The following is a 16,696-nucleotide window of genomic DNA, read 5'->3' as shown; positions in this document are numbered from 1 at the left end:
ATCAGCATGGCCGACCGCGCCAACACCAACGGCAGGAACGTGAACCCGGACGCCGCCGTCAAGGACCCGGACGACTGGGTCACCGGCGACGAGCCGCCCACCGCCGCCCAGGAGTCGTACCTGCACACCCTGGCCCAGGAGGCGGGCGAGCCGGTGCCGGAAGGGCTGACCAAGGCCGAGGCGTCCCGGCGGATCGACGAGTTGCAGGCGGAGACCGGCCGGGGCCGCTGAGCCGGTCAGCGCGGGGGCAGGCGGTGCAGCTCGACCCGGTCGAGCCGCCCCGCCGCCACCCGCGCGGTCAGGTAGGTGGCGTACGGCTGCGCCCGCCGGTCGGTGGGGGAGCCGGGGTTGAGCAGGCGCAGACCACCCGGGGCGACGGTGTCCCAGGGGATGTGCGAGTGCCCGAAGACGAGCAGGTCGCAGTCGCCGTACGCGGCGGCGCAGCGCTCCTCGCGGCGGGCCTTCGGGCCGGTCTCGTGCACCACGGCGACCCGCAGGCCGTCCAGCTCGACGCAGGCCACCTCGGGCAGCCGGGCGCGCAGCTCCGGCCCGTCGTTGTTGCCGTACACGCCGACCAGGCGGCGCGACCGCTCCTCCAGCGCGTCCAGCAGCGCCACGTCCACCCAGTCCCCCGCGTGCACCACCAGGTCCGCGGCCTCGACGGCCGCCCACAGCGCCGCCGGAAGATCCCGCGCCCGCTTGGGCACATGCGTGTCCGCCATGATCACGAGTTCCACCCCCTCATCCTCCCCCACCCCCCGTTGCCCGCGGCGATCATGAAGTTGGCGGCGCTCAGGGAGATCGACTTCGGCGTCAACCTCATGATCGACGCGAAGCGGGCGCGGGGTGGCGGTGGGAGGTGGGGGCCGGGGCGCGGGCGGCGGCGTCGGTGATGCGGCCGGCGGCGATGATCAGGCCGATGTGTGAGTACGCCTGCGGAAAGTTGCCGACCTGCTCGCCGGTGTCCGGGTCGATCTGCTCGGCGTACAGGCCGAGGTCGTTCGTGCGGGCGGCGAGCCGTTCGAACAGCCGCCGGGCCCGGTCCAGCTCCCCCGCCTCGGCCAGGCAGGCGGCCAGCCAGAACGAGCAGATCACGAACCCGGCCGGGTCGCCGTCCCAGCGGCGCAGCAGCCCGTCGCGGGACAACCGCCGCTCCAGCACGTCCATCGTGGCGCGCATCCGCGGATCGTGCGCCGGCAGGAAACCGACGAGCGGCATGACCAGCACCGAGGCGTCCAGGTCGTCGGACCCGAACGCCCCGGTGTACGCGCCGACCCGCTCGTTCCAGCCGTGGGTGAGCACGGCCGCCCGTATCTCGTCGCGCGCGGCGGCCCAGCGCGCCACGTCGGCGGGCTCGCCGATGCGGGAGCCGAACCGGACCGCCCGGTCCAGCGCGGTCCAGCACTCCACCTTCGACGACACGTAGTGCCGCTCCGGGCCGCGCCCCTCCCACATCCCCGCGTCGGGCCGGTGCCAGCCGCGCTCGGCCTGGTCGGCGAGCGTACGCAGCAGGTCGCGGACCTCGGGTGACATCGGGTCGAGGTAGTACCGCATCAGCCAGGCGGCGTCGAGCACCTCGCCCAGCACGTCGTTCTGCCGCTGCCGCCAGGCGTCGTTGCCGACGAGCACCGGCCGGCTGTGCTCGTACCCGGCCAGGTGGTCGAGGTCGTGCTCGGTCAGGTCCCGCTCCCCCTCGACGCCGTACATGATCGGCACCGGCTCGTCGCCGATCCGGCCCATCGCCCGCGCCACCCAGGTGAACTGCCGGTCCGCCTCGTCCGGGCAGGCCGCCCGCCAGAGCGCCTGGAGGGTGAGGCTGAAGTCGCGCAGCCAGACGTAGCGGTAGTCGTAGTTGCGGTCGCCGCCGAGCCGCTCCGGCACCGAGGTGGTGGCCGCCGCGACGACCGCGCCGCTGGGCGCGTACGTCATGCCCTGCACCGCGAGCGCGCTGCGCCGCACCTCGTCGCGGTACTCGCCCCGGTAGTCGTGCAGCGCCGACCAGGACCGCCAGCCGGCGACCGTCCCGGCCACCACCTCGGCGGCGTCGGGCAGCGCGGGTGCGGCGCCGGCGTACGTCGGGGCGTACCCGAGGGTGAAGCGGTGGGTGCTGCCGGCGCGGGCGGTGAACCGCCCGGCGGCGGCCCCCTCGGCGACTGTCAGCGGAACGTCGGCGCGCAGCTCCAGCCGGCAGGCGCCGGCGGTGGCGGCCACCACCCCGTCGCGTTCGGTCAGGTAGGCGCCGACCCGGCCGTACTCGAACCGCGGCGCGTACTCGACGCGCATCGGCACCTCGCCGGTGAGCCCCTCGACCAGCCGGGCGAGCACCCGGGGCGAGTGCATCCCGATGTCGTGACCGCGCGCGCCGGGCTCCAGCGCCAGCGCGTCGGTGACGGCGACCGTGCCGGTCGCCGTGGTGAAGACGGTACGCAGGACCAGCGTGTCGTCCAGGTAGGACCGCGTGCTGGTGGCCGCGCCCTCGGGGCGGATGCTCCAGTGCCCGGCGTTCTCGTCGAGCAGCCGCCCGAACACCGACGGCGCGTCGAACCGGGGCGGACACCACCAGTTGACCGAGCCGTCGCGGTCGACCAGCGCCGCGCTGCGCCCGTCGGCGAGGAAGCCGTGCTCGCTGATGTGTCGGGTCGGCACGGGTGTGGCTACCCGGCCTGGGGCACCGGCATGCCTCGCCACATCGGTCCGGCCCGGCGCGTTACCGCTGCCCGGCGCCGGGAACGCGGCGGGTTGACGAAGGAGGATGCTCATGACCAGACCCTCGACTCCGACCGCGGCCTGGCAACCCGGAATGCCGGGCAGCGACAACCTCCCGTCCGGACCGGGCGGTCGCCCGACGCCGCCGAGCGGGGACGGGCACGGCCCGCATGCCGGGGCGCCGACCGTCACGATCGGCTCGTACCCGGACTATCCGTCCGCCCAGCGCGTGGTGGACTATCTGGCCGACAACCGGTTCCCGGTGGAACGTACCTCGATCGTCGGTACGGACCTCACGCTCGTGGAGACCGTGATGGGACGGCTCACCACGGGCCGGGCGGCCCTGCTCGGGGCCGGCACCGGCGCCTGGTTCGGTTTGTTCATCGGCTTGTTGTTCGGCATCTTCACCGCCGGGAACTGGCTGGCGGTGATCCTGGTCGGGCTGGTGATCGGCGCGATCTGGGGTGCGGTGTTCGGCGCTGTCGCGCACGCCATGAGCGGTGGGCAGCGTGACTTCACGTCGGCCAGTTCACTGCGGGCCGCCCAGTACGCGGTGACTGTGGACGCGGAGATGGCCGGCCAGGCCCAGCAGCTGCTGAGCCGGATGCACCTGACACCGACCGGCGCCACCGCCCGCTGACCGGCGGTACGCGACATCGAGGGAGGGCCCCGCCGGGGTCCTCCCTCGCCGCGTCAGTGGTACGCCCGCTCCCCTGCACGCAGCGGCACGTCCACCCGGTTCTCCGGCGGCGCCAGCGGGCAGGCCCACCTGTCGTCGTAGGCGCAACTGGGGTTGTAGAGGTAGTTGGCGTCCAGGCGGACCCGGTCACCGGGGAGCACTGTCAGGCCCCGGCCGAAGGTGCCCTTGACCGTGTCGGTGAGGTACCGGCCCCCGCCGTACGAGCCGTCGCCGCAGGTGCCGTCGCGCAGCGGCAGGAACAGCCCGCCCCCGTACGCCTCGATCCACCACAGCGTGAGCGGTCCCCAGGGCGTCCCGGCGACCGCGACCCGCCGGTACGCGACCACCCCGTCCGGGCCGCCGGTGTCGATGCGCAGCTCACCGGAGGCGGGGCGCAGCGGCGCCTCGACCACCGCCGACGGGTCGGGCGGGTACCAGCGCAGGCCGGTGAAGCCGGGCCGGTCGGCGGGCGGCACCGGGCTGCTGGGGTGGGTGCGGAACAGCTCGTCGCGCGCGGCCCGGAACCCGGTCAGGTCGAGGTCGGACAGGTAGAGCCGGGCCACCCGCTCCCGCCAGTCGAGCAGGTCGAGATCGTCCATCCCCCGACCCTAGCCGGGGTCACCCGTTCAGGTTTCAAAGACTCACCCGCGCCTGGCCAACCGAGCACGACAGAGGGACTTGTTTAAATTTTAAATAGTGCTAGTCTCGCAGCCATGACGGAGAGCCTGGACGCGGAGCGGATGGCCTGCTGGCGCGCGTACATCGAGTCGAGCCAGCGGCTGTTCACCCGGCTCGAGGACGACCTGCGCGCCGACAGCGACCTGAGCTTCGCCGACTACCACGTGCTGGTGCTGCTCTCCGAGGCGTCCGGCCAGCGGCTGCGCATGGGTGAGCTGGCCGACCGGCTGGTGTTCTCACCGAGCCGGCTGACCTACCAGATCACCACGATGCGCAAGCGCGGCCTGGTCGCGAAGGAGGCGTGTCCGGCGGACCGGCGCGGCAGCGAGGCAGTGCTCACCGCGGCCGGCCTGCTCGCCCTGCGCGAGGCCGCGCCGCACCACCTGCGCTCCGTACGCGCCCACCTGATCGACGACCTCGACGACGCCGAGGTCGCCTGCCTCACCCGGGTCTTCGAGCGGCTCGGCCGGCGCCTGCGCGCCGACCGCACCGCGTCGTCCACCCCGGCCGACAAGTAAGGAGTCCCGCGATGCCCGCGATCACCGTCGACGACGTCCTCGTCCTGCCCCGCCTGCCCGAGCTCGGCGAGGCCACCGAATACCGCCAGGTCCGCCGGGTCACCACCGCCCCCAGCGGGTACGAGGGCGAAGGCTTCCCGGTCCGCCGGGCCTTCGCCGGCGTGCCGATGACCGAGCTGGACCCGTTCATCCACCTCGACCAGATGGGCGAGGTCGACTACGCGCCGGGCGAGCCGAAGGGCACCTCCTGGCACCCGCACCGCGGCTTCGAGACGGTGACCTACATGATCGACGGGATCATGGACCACCAGGACTCGACGGGTGGCGGCGGCACCATCACCGACGGCGACACCCAGTGGATGACTGCAGGCAGTGGCCTGCTTCACATCGAGGCGCCGCCGGAGCACCTGGTGATGAGCGGCGGGCTGTTCCACGGCCTCCAGCTCTGGGTCAACCTGCCCCGGGTCGCCAAGATGAGCGCGCCGCGCTACCAGGACATCCGCGGCCGGGAGTCGGCGCTGCTGACCACGCCCGACGGCGGCGGCCTGATCCGGGTCATCGCCGGCGAGGTCGCCGGGCACCGGGGTCCGGGCTCGACGCACACGCCGATCACCATCGCGCACGTCACGTTGCAGCCCGGCGCGGAGATGAGCCTGCCCTGGCGGTCCGACTTCAACGCGCTGGTGTACGTGCTGGCCGGCCGCGGCACGGTCGGCACCGACCGGCGGCCGATCCACCTCGGCCATCTCGCCGTGCACGGTCCCGGTGAGGCCTTGCGGATCACCGCCGACCGGACGCAGGACTCCAACGCCCCGGCGCTGGAGCTCTACCTGATGGGCGGCCAGCCGATCCGCGAGCCGGTGGCGCACTACGGCCCGTTCGTGATGAACACCCGCGCCGAGCTGATCCAGGCGGTCGAGGACTTCCAGGCCGGCCGGCTCGGGGTGATCCCGACCGGGCGGGTGCCGCACAGCGACGGCCAGGGCGACCGGCCCTGACCTGCTACGGGCGCCCCGGTTCGCCGGGGCGCCCGGCCGCGGTCTCAGGAGACGGCGAAGATCCCGGCCACCCCGAGGATCACCATCAACAGGACCGCCACCAGCGCACCCCGCTCCCCCTCCACCGCCTGGTCGCGGTCGGTCACGGTGTTCGTCGTCTCGGCGGGCATGTCGGTGCCTCCTCGGTATCGCGATCCAGGGGTCCGGCGCACCCCTGACGCGCGGCACCCACGCCGACCTGCTGCTCGACGTGCGGGGCCCTGCCGGGGGTCCTACCGTGTGAGGACGTCGTCGACCTCGGGGGGTGGAACGTGACTCTGCGGGACTGGTTCCTCACCGCACAGGAACGCGCCAACCCGAGGTCAGAGTTGCCCGTCTGGACCGATGGAAACCTCGCCGAGCCCCTCATTCACGGTGCCGCGTACTTCGACCGCCTGGTCAGCGAGGTGGAGTCGCTCACAGCGGGCGACCACCTGTTCTTCACCGACTGGCGCGGCGACCCGGACGAGCGGATGCGCCCGGACGGCCCGACGGTGGCGCAGTTGTTCGCCCAGGCCGCCCAGCGCGGGGTCATCGTCAAGGGCCTGATCTGGCGCTCCCACCTCGACACGCTCTCCTACAGCGAGGAGGAGAACCGCGACCTCAGCGAGGCGATTCGCGCGGCCGGCGGCGAGGTGCTGCTCGACCAGCGGGTCCGGCGCGGCGGCTCGCACCACCAGAAGCTCGTGGTGCTGCGCCGCCCCGGCGAACCGCGCCGCGACATCGCCTTCGCCGGCGGCATCGACCTGTGCCACAGCCGCCGCGACGACGCCGGCCACGCCGGCGACCCGCAGCCGATCGGCATGTCCCCCCGGTACGGCCCCACGCCGCCCTGGCACGACGTGCAGCTGGCGGTGCGCGGGCCGGTGGTCGGCGCGCTGGACACCACGTTCCGGGAGCGGTGGACCGACCCGATGCCGCTGGACTCGGAGAACCCGATGGCGTACCTGCGGGACCGGCTGCGCGGCTCCGACCTGCGCCCGGACCCGCTGCCCGAGCAGCCCGCCGACCCGCCGCCCTGCGGGCCGCACCACGTGCAGGTGTTGCGCACCTACCCGGCGGTGCGGCCCCGCTACTCCTTCGCCCCCGACGGCGAGCGCACGGTGGCCCGCGGCTACACCAAGGCGGTACGCCGGGCCCGGCGGCTGATCTACCTGGAGGACCAGTACCTCTGGTCGACCGAGGTGGCCGAACTGTTCGCGCAGGCGCTGCACGAGCACCCGGACCTGCACCTGGTCGCGGTCGTGCCCCGGCACCCGGACGTGGACGGCCGGCTCGCGCTGCCGCCCAACATGGTCGGCCGGGAGCAGGCGCTGTCGCTGTGCCACCGGGCCGCGCCGGAACGGGTGCACGTGTTCGACGTGGAGAACCACGACGGGACGCCGGTGTACGTGCACGCCAAGGTCTGCGTGGTGGACGACGTCTGGGCCAGCGTGGGCAGCGACAACTTCAACCGCCGGTCCTGGACGCACGACAGCGAGCTGTCCTGCGCGGTGCTCGACGACACCCGCGACGAGCGGACGCCGGCCGACCCTGCCGGACTGGGCGACGGCGCCCGGGTGTTCGCCCGCGACCTGCGGCTGAGGCTGTGGCGCGAGCACCTGGACCGTGATCCCGGCGGCGCGCAGGACGACGACCTGCTGGACCCGGCGGACGCGGTCGCGGCGATCACCGCGGCGGCGGATGAGCTGGATCGATGGCACGCCGAGGGCCGGGCCGGTCCCCGTCCGCCGGGCCGGTTGCGGCCCCACCGCCCGGAGCGGTTGCCCTGGCGTACGCGGCTCTGGGCGCTGCCCGCGTACCGGCTGGTCTACGACCCGGACGGCAGGCCGCTGCGGGCCCGGCGGGCGGGCACCTGGTGAAGGTCCGCCACCTCGTCCGGCACGTTCGGGCGGGCCGGGTACGCGAACGACACGCGCGGCGAGTAGAAGCCCCAGCAGACGTGCAGGGGGTTGGCCGGCCGCAGCGCGTGGACCGGGTGCTCCGGCGCCGGGAACTCCACCGACTCGACCTCGAACGGTGACACCGGCTCGGCCACGTACGGGTAGTCGGTGACGATCAGCTCGCCGTCGCGGCGGGTGAGGTAGCGGTGGTGGCCGTTGTGCGCCTCGGTGCCGGTGTGCCCGATCCGGGCGGTGACCCGGATCAGCAGCGTGCCGTCGGCGGCCCGGGTCTCGGCGGTGAGCTGATCGCCGCGCAGGTCGAGGCGGGTCTCCCCGGCGGCGGCGGGAGCGCCCCGCGCGGCCGCGTACCGCCGGACCCGATCGCTGGAGGCGAGGTAGTGCGTCCACAATCCGCCGGGCGTCTCGCCGTCGGGCGGGTCCATGTCCGCCAGTGAGACACCCAGGTAGGTGAGCGAGTACGCCCCGAAGCCGGAGGTCTGCGTCTCGTCGTCGACGACGTACTGGCAGACGAACACCTGACGCTGCGGGTGCGGGCGCAGACCGGCGGGCACCAGCGTCTCGACCGCGCCGGGATCCGCCGGGAGCCAGCTGAACAGCAGCGTCCGGGCGTTGATGACGAGTTGCGGCGCGGCGGGATCCAGCACGGTGCCTCCGTTGACGTGTCGCTACGGACGCTACGGGCGGTCCCGTCGGCGGGACAACGACAGAAAGGCGACACTTCGCCCACCTGTCGGATTCCACGTTGACCGGTCGGGGTACGACCGGGGCCGACCGGTCAGCGCCACCCCACCACCCTGCCGAGCGCGATATCGACCGGCTCACGTCTTTCGTGGCCGCTTACACCTTAAGTACATCGTACTTTCGGCTAGATTTCCGCAGCACGATCGGGCTATGGTGGCTTCCGAACGTACGACCGAAACCTAAACCTAAGCGTCACGTCTTTTTTCTTCCGTGGACGAGGTGCAGGGAGGACCACCCATGACCGCTCCCACGATCAGCGCCCGGGCGACCACGCCGGCCGCCTCCGCGAAGCTCGACCCCCGCTCGCTCACCGACAGCGCCGCCGACCTGCTCGCCGCGATGGCCGCGCTGCCCGTCGACCACCCGTCCCGGCCGGCGCTGCGCGACCGCGCCATCGAGGCGTGGCTGCCGCTGGCGAACCACCTGGCCCACCGCTACAGCGGCCGGGGCGAGCCCAACGACGACCTGGCGCAGACTGCGGCGATCGGCCTGATCAAGGCGATCGACAAGTTCGACCCGTCGCGCGGCGTCGACTTCGCCGGCTACGCCATCCCCACCATCATCGGCGAGCTGAAGCGCCACTTCCGCGACCGCACCTGGGACATCCGGGTGCCGCGCCGGCTCCAGGAGCTGCGCCTGGCGATCTCCGACGCCAACAGCACGCTGCTCCAGACGCTCGGCCGCTCGCCGACGGTCGCCGACATCGCCGCCCACCTCAAGCTCACCGAGGAAGAGGTGCTGGAGGGCCTGGAGGGCGCCCGCGCGTACAACGCGGTGTCGCTGTCCACCCCGACCGGCGACGGCGAGCGGGCCACCGAGCTGGGCGATCTGCTCGGCGGCGAGGACGGCGAGTTCGAGCTGGCCGAGATGCGTGTCGCCCTCGGCCCGGCGCTCGCCACGCTCGACCAGCGCGAGCAGAAGATCCTCACGCTGCGCTTCTACGGCAACCTGACCCAGTCGCAGATCGCCGAGCAGATCGGCGTCTCGCAGATGCACGTGTCCCGGCTGCTGGCCCGGGCGCTCACCAAGCTGCGCGGTCAGCTCGACGGAACGTACTAGCAAGGGGGGCGGCGGCCGGGTCGGCGGACCCGGCGCGGCGGCCCACCCGGCCCGGTCGGCGGTGCGCCGGCCGGGCCGTTCCGCGTTCCGGGGGCAGCGCGGACCGTCCGGCGGCGCGGTGCGAGAGTGGGGCCGTGCTCGCCGACATCCCGCTCGACCTGCCGGTCCGCCCGGTCCTGCCGGCGCTCGTCGGCGCGCTGCGCGAGCGCGGCGCCGCCGTCCTGGTGGCGCCGCCCGGCACCGGCAAGACCACCACCGCGCCGCTCGCGGTCGCCGACGCGGTCACCGGCCGCGTGGTGATCGCCCAGCCCCGGCGGGTGGCCGCCCGCGCCGCCGCGCACCGGATGGCCGCCCTGCTCGGCGAGCGGGTCGGCGACCGGATCGGGTACGCGGTGCGCGGCGAGCGCCGGACCGGGCCGCATACCCGGGTCGAGGTGGTGACCACCGGCCTGCTGGTCCGCCGCCTGCACCACGACCCGGAGCTGCCGGGCGTGGACGCGGTGGTGCTCGACGAGTGCCACGAACGGCACCTCGACGCCGACCTGGCGCTGGCGTTCAGCGTCGAGGCCCGCGCCACACTACGCCCGGACCTCTGGCTGCTGGCGATGTCGGCCACCCCGCAGACGGACCGGTTCGCCGCGCTGCTCGGCGCCGGCGACCCCGCTCCCGTGGTACGCGCCGAGGCCGCGCTGCACCCGGTCGAGCGGGTGTGGGCGCCGCCGCCGCGCCCGGTGACGCCGCCCGGTGCCGGCCGGGTCGACCCGGCGCTGCTCGACCACGTGGCAGCCACGGTCCGCCGGGCGCTGCGCGAACGCGACGGTGACGTGCTCGTCTTCCTGCCCGGCGCGGGTGAGATCGGCGCCGTCGCGCGCCGCCTGGCCGACCTCCGCGACATCGCGGTGCTGCCGTTGCACGGACGGCTGCCCGGGGCCGCCCAGGACGCGGCGCTCACCGCTGCTGCCGGACGGCGTGTGGTGCTCGCGACGGCGGTGGCGGAGAGCAGCCTGACCGTCCCCGGCGTCCGGGTGGTGGTGGACGCCGGACTGAGCCGGGTGCCCCGCACCGACCTGGCCCGAGGGCTGGGCGCGCTGGTGACGGTGCCGGTGTCGCGGGCCGGGGCCACCCAGCGCGCCGGCCGGGCCGGACGGGAGGCGCCCGGGGCGGTCTACCGCTGCTGGTCGGAGGCGACGCACGAGCGGCTCGCCCCGCAGCCCGAACCGGAGATCGCCACCGCCGACCTGACCGGGTTCGCGCTGGAGCTGGCGGCCTGGGGCACACCGGACGGCACCGGGCTGGCGCTGCCCGACCCACCGCCGCCGGCCGCGCTCACTGTGGCGCGGGAGACGCTGACCACGCTCGGCGCGGTGGACCACGACGGCCGGATCACCGCGCGGGGACGGGCGGTCGCGGCGGCGGGCACGCATCCCCGGCTGGCGCGGGCGCTGCTGGACGGCGCGCCCCGGGTGGGTGCCGACCGGGCCGCCCAGGTGGTGGCGATCCTCGGCGAGGACACGCTGGGCGGGACGGGAGACGACCTGCCCGCCCGCTGGCGCCGGCTGCGCGACCGCGCCGACCCGGCCGCCACCGCCCGCTGGCGCGCCGAGGTACGCCGCCTGCGCGCCGCCCTGCCCGCCGACCGGCACCCCGCCGGCACGCGCGCCGACTCGACGCCGCACCGCAGCGGGAGCGGTGGACGCTCGGCGGGGAACGAGCGGGAGCGCCTGCCGGACGATCTGGCCGCGGGGCTGCTCGCCGGACTGGCGTACCCGGAACGGCTGGCCCGCTCACGGCGGCCGGGCGGGTCCGCGTACCTGATGGCCGGCGGGACCGCCGCGGAGCTGGCGCCCGGGTCGGGGCTGACCGGAGCGGCGTGGCTGGCCGTCGCGGTGGCCGACCGCTCCCCCGGCGCGCCCGCCGCCCGGGTGCGGCTCGCCGCGCCGATCGACGAGGCGACCGCCCGGGAGGCCGGGGCGGCGCTGCTGGACACCGGACGGGAGGTGGCCTGGTCCGGCGGGGACGTGGTGGCCCGCGAGGTGGTCCGGCTCGGCGCCGTCGAACTGGTCGACCGGCCGCTCACCGCGCCGGACCCGGAGCTGGTCGCGGCGGCGCTGCTGGACGGGCTGCGACAGGAGGGGCCGGGCCTGCTGCGGTGGACGCCGGAGGCGACCGGGCTGCGCCACCGGCTGGCGTTCTGCCGCCAGGCGCTCGGCGACGGCTGGCCGGACGTCTCCGACGCCGCGCTGACCGCCGGCGCGCCCGTCTGGCTGGGCCCGGAGCTGGCCCGCGCCCGACGCCGGGCCGACCTCGGCCGGGTGGACGTGGCGGCGGCGCTGCGGCGGCTGCTCGACTGGCGGCAGGCCGCGCGGCTGGACGAGCTGGCTCCGGAGCGCCTGGAGGTGCCGAGCGGCTCGCGGATCCGGATCGACTACGCCGACCCGGCCGCGCCGGTGCTGGCGGTCAAGCTCCAGGAGACGTTCGGCTGGCGGGACGTGCCGCGCATCGCCGACGGGCGGGTGCCGGTGCTGCTGCACCTGCTCTCCCCCGCCGGGCGGCCGGTGGCGGTCACCGCGGACCTGGCCTCGTTCTGGCGCACCGGATACCCGCAGGTACGGGCGGAGCTGCGCGGACGCTACCCGCGCCATCCGTGGCCGGAGGACCCGACCACAGCCGAGCCGACCCGCCGTGCCGCTCCGCGACGGCGGTGAGGGCTACTCCTCGACGACGTCGGCGATCACGACGGTGATGTTGTCCGGGCCGCCGGCCCGCAGCGCCAGGTCGATCAGCCGGGCCGCGCAGGCGTCGCGTTCCGGCTGCTCGCTGAGCACCTCGGTGAGCGTGTCCGCGCGGACCACGTTGGAGAGGCCGTCGCTGCACAGCAGCCAGCGGTCACCGGCCCGGGGCACCATCGTGGCGTACGACGGGGAGACCTCGTCGCCCTGCAACGCCTGGGTCACCACCGCGCGGCGGGGGTGGCTGCTGGCCTGCTCGGCGGTGATGACGCCCTGATCGACGAGCATCTGCACGAACGTGTCGTCCCGGGTGACCTGCTTGAGCACGCCCTCGCGGTACAGGTAGGCCCGGGAGTCGCCGACGTGCGCCAGCGCGAGGCAGCTGCCGGTGCGGGCGAACAGCAGCGCGGTGAGCGTGGTGCCCATGCCCTGGCGTTCCGGGTCCTCCTCGACGGCCTGCCGGATCTGCGCGGTGGCCAGCTCGATCCCGCCCTGGAGCGCGGCGACGAGCGCGTCCTCCGGCGTCTCCACGTCCAGCGGGGCGATCGCGTCGATGGCGATGCGGCTGGCCAGGTCGCCGGCCGCCATGCCGCCCATGCCGTCGGCGACCGCGACCAGCCAGGCGCCCGCGTGCTGCGCGTCCTGGTTACCGCTGCGGATCAGCCCACGGTCGCTCGCTCCGACGGAACGAAGCTTCAGGGTCATGGGTCGCAGCCTGCCAGGTCGAGGGCTCGGATGTCTCTAGGAGATCACTGACATCGTACGTGGCGCGCCGAATCCCACCGCGCGCGGGCGCGCGGCGCTCATCGGGCCGGATCGATTGACAGCGGCGGAACGCGATGGAAACATCGGGCTGATATTGGGAGCGCTCCCAGCTCCTGGCCTCCCCCACCACCCCCGAGCACGGAAGGAACCTCCGTGACCCGATCCCGTCGTCGGCTCGCCGCACTCGCGGCCACCACGCTGGCGCTCACCGGCCTCACCGCCGGCCCGGCGAGCGCCGAGGTGCCGCCGGACGCCCCCGAACAACTCCGCAACGGCGACTTCAGCGCCGGTGTCTCACCCTGGTTCTCGTACGGCACCGGCGACCTCGCGGTCGTCGACGGCCGTCTCTGCACCTCCGTCGCGGCGGGCACCGCCAACCCGTGGGACGCCGGCATCGGCCAGGACGCGGTGCCGCTGACCCAGGGCGCCGAGTACGAGCTGTCCTTCGACGTCTCCGCGACCCCCGGCGCGGCCGTCAAGGCGGTGCTCCAGCTCGGCAGCGCCCCCTACACCACGTACGCGAGCGTCGACGCGACCGCAACCGGCACCGCGAAGCGCGTCACCACCACGTTCACCTCGCCGGCCGACAACCCCACCGCCCAGCTGATCTTCCAGGTCGGCGGCAGCGCCCAGGCGCAGACGTTCTGCCTGGACAACGTGTCGCTGCGCGGCGGGGAGCCGGCGCCGCCGTACGAGCCGGACACCGGCCCCCGGGTCCGGGTCAACCAGGTCGGCTACCTGCCCGGCGGGCCGAAGCACGCGACTGTGGTCACCGAGGCCACCGAGGCGCTGCCCTGGCAGCTCAAGTCCGCCGGCGGCGCGGTGGTCGCCAGCGGGCAGACCACGCCGCGCGGCACCGACGCGGCCTCCGCGCAGAACGTGCAGACGGCCGACTTCTCCGCGTACCGCACGCCGGGCACCGGCTACACGTTGACCGTCGACGGCGAGACCAGCCACCCGTTCGACATCTCCGGCGCGCTCTACGACCGGCTGCGCGCCGACTCGCTCCAGTTCTTCTACGCCCAGCGCAGCGGCATCGAGATCGACGGCGACCTGATCGGCGAGGAGTACGCCCGCCCGGCCGGCCACCTCGGCGTCGCGCCCAACCAGGGCGACACCGACGTGCCGTGCCAGGCCGGCGTCTGCGACTACTCGCTGGACGTGCGCGGCGGCTGGTACGACGCGGGTGACCACGGCAAGTACGTCGTCAACGGCGGCATCGCCACCTACCAGCTCCTGAGCACGTTCGAGCGGACCAAGACGGCCGAGACCGCCGGCGGCGGCGCCACCCTGGGCGACTCCACGCTGTGGCTGCCCGAGCGCGGCAACGACGTGCCGGACGTGCTCGACGAGGCCCGCTGGGAGCTGGAGTTCCTGCTGCGCATGCAGGTGCCGGCGGGCGAGCCGCTGGCCGGGATGGTCCACCACAAGATCCACGACCGGAACTGGACCGGCCTGCCGCTGCAGCCCCAGGACGACCCGCAGCCGCGTGAGCTGCACGCGCCGTCCACAGCCGCCACGCTGAACCTGGCCGCCGTCGCGGCGCAGTGCCAGCGGCTGTACGCCCCGTACGACGCCGCGTTCGCCGCGCGCTGCGGCACCGCCGCGAAGACCGCGTACGCGGCGGCCAAGGCGCACCCGGCGATCTACGCCTCGGCCAGCGACGGCACCGGCGGCGGCGCGTACGACGACACCAACGTCACCGACGAGTTCTACTGGGCCGCCGTCGAGCTGTGGCTGACCACCGGCGACAAGGCGTACCTGGCCGACGTCACCGGCTCGCCGCTGCACACCGCCGACGTCTTCGCCCCGAACGGCGCGTTCGGCTGGCAGAGCGTCGCCGCGCTGGGCCGCCTCGACCTGGCCACCGTGCCGAACACGCTGCCCGCCGCGGAGAAGACCCGCATCCGCGAGTCGATCACCGCCGCTGCCGACAGCTACCTGGCCACGATCTCCGGCCAGGCGTACGGGCTGCCGTTCCCGGGCAGCGCCGACGCGTACGTCTGGGGCAGCAACAGCAACCTGGTGAACAACGCCATCGTGCTCGCCACCGCGTTCGACCTGAGCCGGGACGCGAAGTACCGGGACGGCGCGGTGCAGGCCGCGGACTACCTGTTCGGCCGCAACGCGCTGAACATGTCGTACGTGACCGGGTGGGGTGAGCAGCACGCCCGCAACCAGCACAGCCGGATCTTCGGCCACCAGCTCGACCCGGACCTGCCGCGTCCGCCGGCCGGTTCGCTCGCCGGTGGTCCGAACGCCGCGCTCCAGGACCCGTTCGCGGCGAACCTGCTCGCCGGGTGCGCGCCGATGTTCTGCTACGTCGACGACATCAACTCGTACGCGACGAACGAGGTGGCGATCAACTGGAACTCGGCGCTGGCGTGGCTCGCGTCGTTCCTGGCCGACCAGGGTGACGCGGGCGCGGTGCCGGCGCCGTCCTGCGCGGTCACCTACACCACGCACGGGAGCTGGCCGTCCGGCTTCACCACCCAGGTGACGGTGCGCAACACCGGCACGACGGCGGTGAACGGGTGGAGCCTGCGCTGGGCCTTCCTCGGCGACCAGAAGGTGGGCCACGCGTGGTCGGCGCAGCTCGGCCAGAGCGGCGCCACTGTCACCGCGAAGAACCTGTCCTGGAACGCGAAGCTGGCACCGGGCGCGTCCACCACGTTCGGCTTCAACGGGACCGCCTCCCGGTTCCCCAACCCGGATCCAGGGCTTGTCACGCTGAACGGAAAGGCCTGCACGGTCTCCTGACCGGGATTCGAGCTCCACTCAGGCGCCATCGCAGGACCGGGTACGGTCCTGCGATGGCGTACCTGTTCCTGCTCGGCGCGATCACCGCCGAGGTGATCGGCACCAGCCTGCTCAAGGCCACCGACGGCTTCACCCGGCTCTGGCCCACCGTCGGCCTCGCCGTGGCGTACCTGTCCGCGTTCGGCCTGCTCTCGCTCGCAGTGAAGGACATCCCGGTCGGCGTCGCGTACGCGGTCTGGTCCGGCCTCGGCACCGCCGCCATCATGGCGATCGGCGCGGCGTTCCTCGGTGAGCCGCTGAGCGTGACGAAGGTGGTCGGGGCGGGACTCGTCATCGCCGGGGTGGTGGTGCTCAACCTCGGCGGCGCGCACTGAGCGCGGCCCGGCTCAGGCCGCCCGCCCCGCCGCCCGCCCTGCCGCCCGCATAAGCCGGAGCTGCCCGATCTCGGCCACGTTCTTCATCAGCTCGGCGTTCACCCACGCGGCCAGGTCCGCGACGGTGAGCCCGGCGTCCGCGGGCCAGGGGTACGCGGACGGCCGGTCCAGGCCGGCCTCGGTCAGCCCGTCCAGCGTGTCCGTCCACTCCGACCGCAGCTCCCGCAGCCACGCCACAGTCTCCGCGCCCGGTCCGGGCCAGCCGATGTCGTCGCGCTCCCGCGCCGGCCGCTGCCGCACGTGGTCGGCCGCGACCGACCACCACCAGCCGATGTGCCAGGTCAGCCACGCGATCGTGGGCACCGGGACCGGGTCCGGCTCGGTGTCGGCCCAGTCGGCACGCCACCCGCCGGCCGGGTCCTGGCGCATGGTCCAGCACAGCGCGGCCGGTTCCCAGAGGAAATCACCCGGCTCCAGCCGGTCGAGGTGGTACTCGGCGAGCGCCCAGGTCAGGTCGAACTGCCGGCGCAGCAGGGCGGTCACGGAGGCGGTCACGGAGGCGGGCACCGCGCGATCGTGGCACGGTCCGCGCCCCCGGTCGACCGGTTAACGCGCCCGCCCGGAAGCGGCGTGTCGCCCCGGAACAGAAGGGTTGTCCCTCCGGCGTCATGCCTCTCGGTCATATTTATGACTGAGAGGCATAACGCTCGGAAGCTCATCCTTCCCGCGGGGAGCTGCCGGCCGCG

16 protein-coding genes are annotated in these 16,696 nt (G+C 74.3%); 9 read left to right on the top strand and 7 right to left on the bottom strand.

The features are described 5' to 3' along the window. The first annotated feature begins 6 nt into the window (after positions 1-6). Positions 7-231, top strand: coding sequence for a DUF3072 domain-containing protein (locus ML5_RS11555; protein ID WP_013474820.1), 225 nt, complete (start codon positions 7-9; stop codon positions 229-231). A 5-nt stretch (positions 232-236) separates the two neighbouring features. On the opposite strand, the gene ML5_RS11550 is transcribed toward ML5_RS11555, so the two are convergent. Together ML5_RS11550 and ML5_RS11545 are read right to left on the bottom strand one after the other, a co-directional pair. Beyond that, positions 237-737: a metallophosphoesterase gene (locus tag ML5_RS11550; RefSeq protein WP_013474819.1), complete on the bottom strand. Its 501-nt coding sequence runs from the start codon at positions 735-737 to the stop codon at positions 237-239. 82 nt (positions 738-819) lie between these two features. Then, entirely contained in the window at positions 820-2,646 is a 1,827-nt protein-coding gene (locus tag ML5_RS11545; RefSeq protein WP_013474818.1) for a glycoside hydrolase family 15 protein, read from the bottom strand. Positions 2,647-2,758: 112 nt separating this feature from the next. Here ML5_RS11545 and ML5_RS11540 point away from each other — a divergent pair, with 112 nt between their 5' ends. Next, complete coding sequence (locus tag ML5_RS11540; RefSeq protein WP_013285375.1) at positions 2,759-3,346, top strand: general stress protein; 588 nt, start codon at positions 2,759-2,761, stop codon at positions 3,344-3,346. A 53-nt stretch (positions 3,347-3,399) separates the two neighbouring features. Here ML5_RS11540 and ML5_RS11535 read toward each other — a convergent pair whose 3' ends face one another. After that, positions 3,400-3,984 carry a DUF1684 domain-containing protein gene (locus tag ML5_RS11535; protein ID WP_013285374.1) on the bottom strand — a complete coding sequence of 195 codons (585 nt, stop codon included), beginning with the start codon at positions 3,982-3,984 and terminating at the stop codon, positions 3,400-3,402. Between the two features lie 114 nt (positions 3,985-4,098). On the opposite strand from ML5_RS11535, the gene ML5_RS11530 reads away from it, so the two are divergent. Both ML5_RS11530 and ML5_RS11525 read left to right on the top strand, forming a co-directional pair. After that, on the top strand, positions 4,099-4,581 hold the full coding sequence (locus tag ML5_RS11530) for a MarR family winged helix-turn-helix transcriptional regulator (RefSeq protein ID WP_013474817.1): 483 nt from the start codon (positions 4,099-4,101) through the stop codon (positions 4,579-4,581). 11 nt (positions 4,582-4,592) lie between these two features. Further along, positions 4,593-5,579: a pirin family protein gene (locus tag ML5_RS11525; protein ID WP_013474816.1), complete on the top strand. Its 987-nt coding sequence runs from the start codon at positions 4,593-4,595 to the stop codon at positions 5,577-5,579. Positions 5,580-5,623: 44 nt separating this feature from the next. Here ML5_RS11525 and ML5_RS33090 read toward each other — a convergent pair whose 3' ends face one another. Next, on the bottom strand, positions 5,624-5,749 hold the full coding sequence (locus ML5_RS33090) for a hypothetical protein (RefSeq protein WP_013285371.1): 126 nt from the start codon (positions 5,747-5,749) through the stop codon (positions 5,624-5,626). 141 nt (positions 5,750-5,890) lie between these two features. Here ML5_RS33090 and ML5_RS11520 point away from each other — a divergent pair, with 141 nt between their 5' ends. Then, positions 5,891-7,480 carry a phospholipase D-like domain-containing protein gene (locus ML5_RS11520; protein WP_013474815.1) on the top strand — a complete coding sequence of 530 codons (1,590 nt, stop codon included), beginning with the start codon at positions 5,891-5,893 and terminating at the stop codon, positions 7,478-7,480. On the opposite strand, the gene ML5_RS11515 is transcribed toward ML5_RS11520, so the two are convergent. Next, positions 7,429-8,166, bottom strand: a complete 738-nt coding sequence (locus ML5_RS11515) for a hypothetical protein (RefSeq protein ID WP_013474814.1) — start codon at positions 8,164-8,166, stop codon at positions 7,429-7,431. The genes ML5_RS11520 and ML5_RS11515 overlap by 52 nt on opposite strands. Positions 8,167-8,500: 334 nt before the next feature. Here ML5_RS11515 and ML5_RS11510 point away from each other — a divergent pair, with 334 nt between their 5' ends. Then, positions 8,501-9,322, top strand: coding sequence for a SigB/SigF/SigG family RNA polymerase sigma factor (locus ML5_RS11510; protein WP_013474813.1), 822 nt, complete (start codon positions 8,501-8,503; stop codon positions 9,320-9,322). A 134-nt stretch (positions 9,323-9,456) separates the two neighbouring features. Then, positions 9,457-12,027 (top strand): ATP-dependent helicase HrpB, encoded by a 2,571-nt coding sequence (gene hrpB / locus ML5_RS11505; protein ID WP_013474812.1) that lies wholly within the window; start codon positions 9,457-9,459, stop codon positions 12,025-12,027. A gap of 3 nt (positions 12,028-12,030) precedes the next feature. On the opposite strand, the gene ML5_RS11500 is transcribed toward hrpB, so the two are convergent. Continuing rightward, complete coding sequence (locus ML5_RS11500) at positions 12,031-12,756, bottom strand: PP2C family serine/threonine-protein phosphatase (RefSeq protein ID WP_013285366.1); 726 nt, start codon at positions 12,754-12,756, stop codon at positions 12,031-12,033. Between the two features lie 213 nt (positions 12,757-12,969). Between ML5_RS11500 and ML5_RS11495 the strand changes: the two genes are divergently transcribed. After that, entirely contained in the window at positions 12,970-15,576 is a 2,607-nt protein-coding gene (locus ML5_RS11495; RefSeq protein ID WP_013474811.1) for a glycoside hydrolase family 9 protein, read from the top strand. Between the two features lie 53 nt (positions 15,577-15,629). Further along, positions 15,630-15,950 carry a multidrug efflux SMR transporter gene (locus ML5_RS11490; protein ID WP_013285364.1) on the top strand — a complete coding sequence of 107 codons (321 nt, stop codon included), beginning with the start codon at positions 15,630-15,632 and terminating at the stop codon, positions 15,948-15,950. A gap of 12 nt (positions 15,951-15,962) precedes the next feature. Here ML5_RS11490 and ML5_RS11485 read toward each other — a convergent pair whose 3' ends face one another. After that, positions 15,963-16,517: a DinB family protein gene (locus tag ML5_RS11485; RefSeq protein WP_013474810.1), complete on the bottom strand. Its 555-nt coding sequence runs from the start codon at positions 16,515-16,517 to the stop codon at positions 15,963-15,965. Positions 16,518-16,696 lie beyond the last annotated feature (179 nt).

The organism is Micromonospora sp. L5 (assembly GCF_000177655.2).
Classification (GTDB): domain Bacteria; phylum Actinomycetota; class Actinomycetes; order Mycobacteriales; family Micromonosporaceae; genus Micromonospora; species Micromonospora aurantiaca.
The sequence above is the reverse complement of the archived record's forward strand: the minus strand, read 5'-3'. Positions and strand labels throughout refer to the sequence as shown.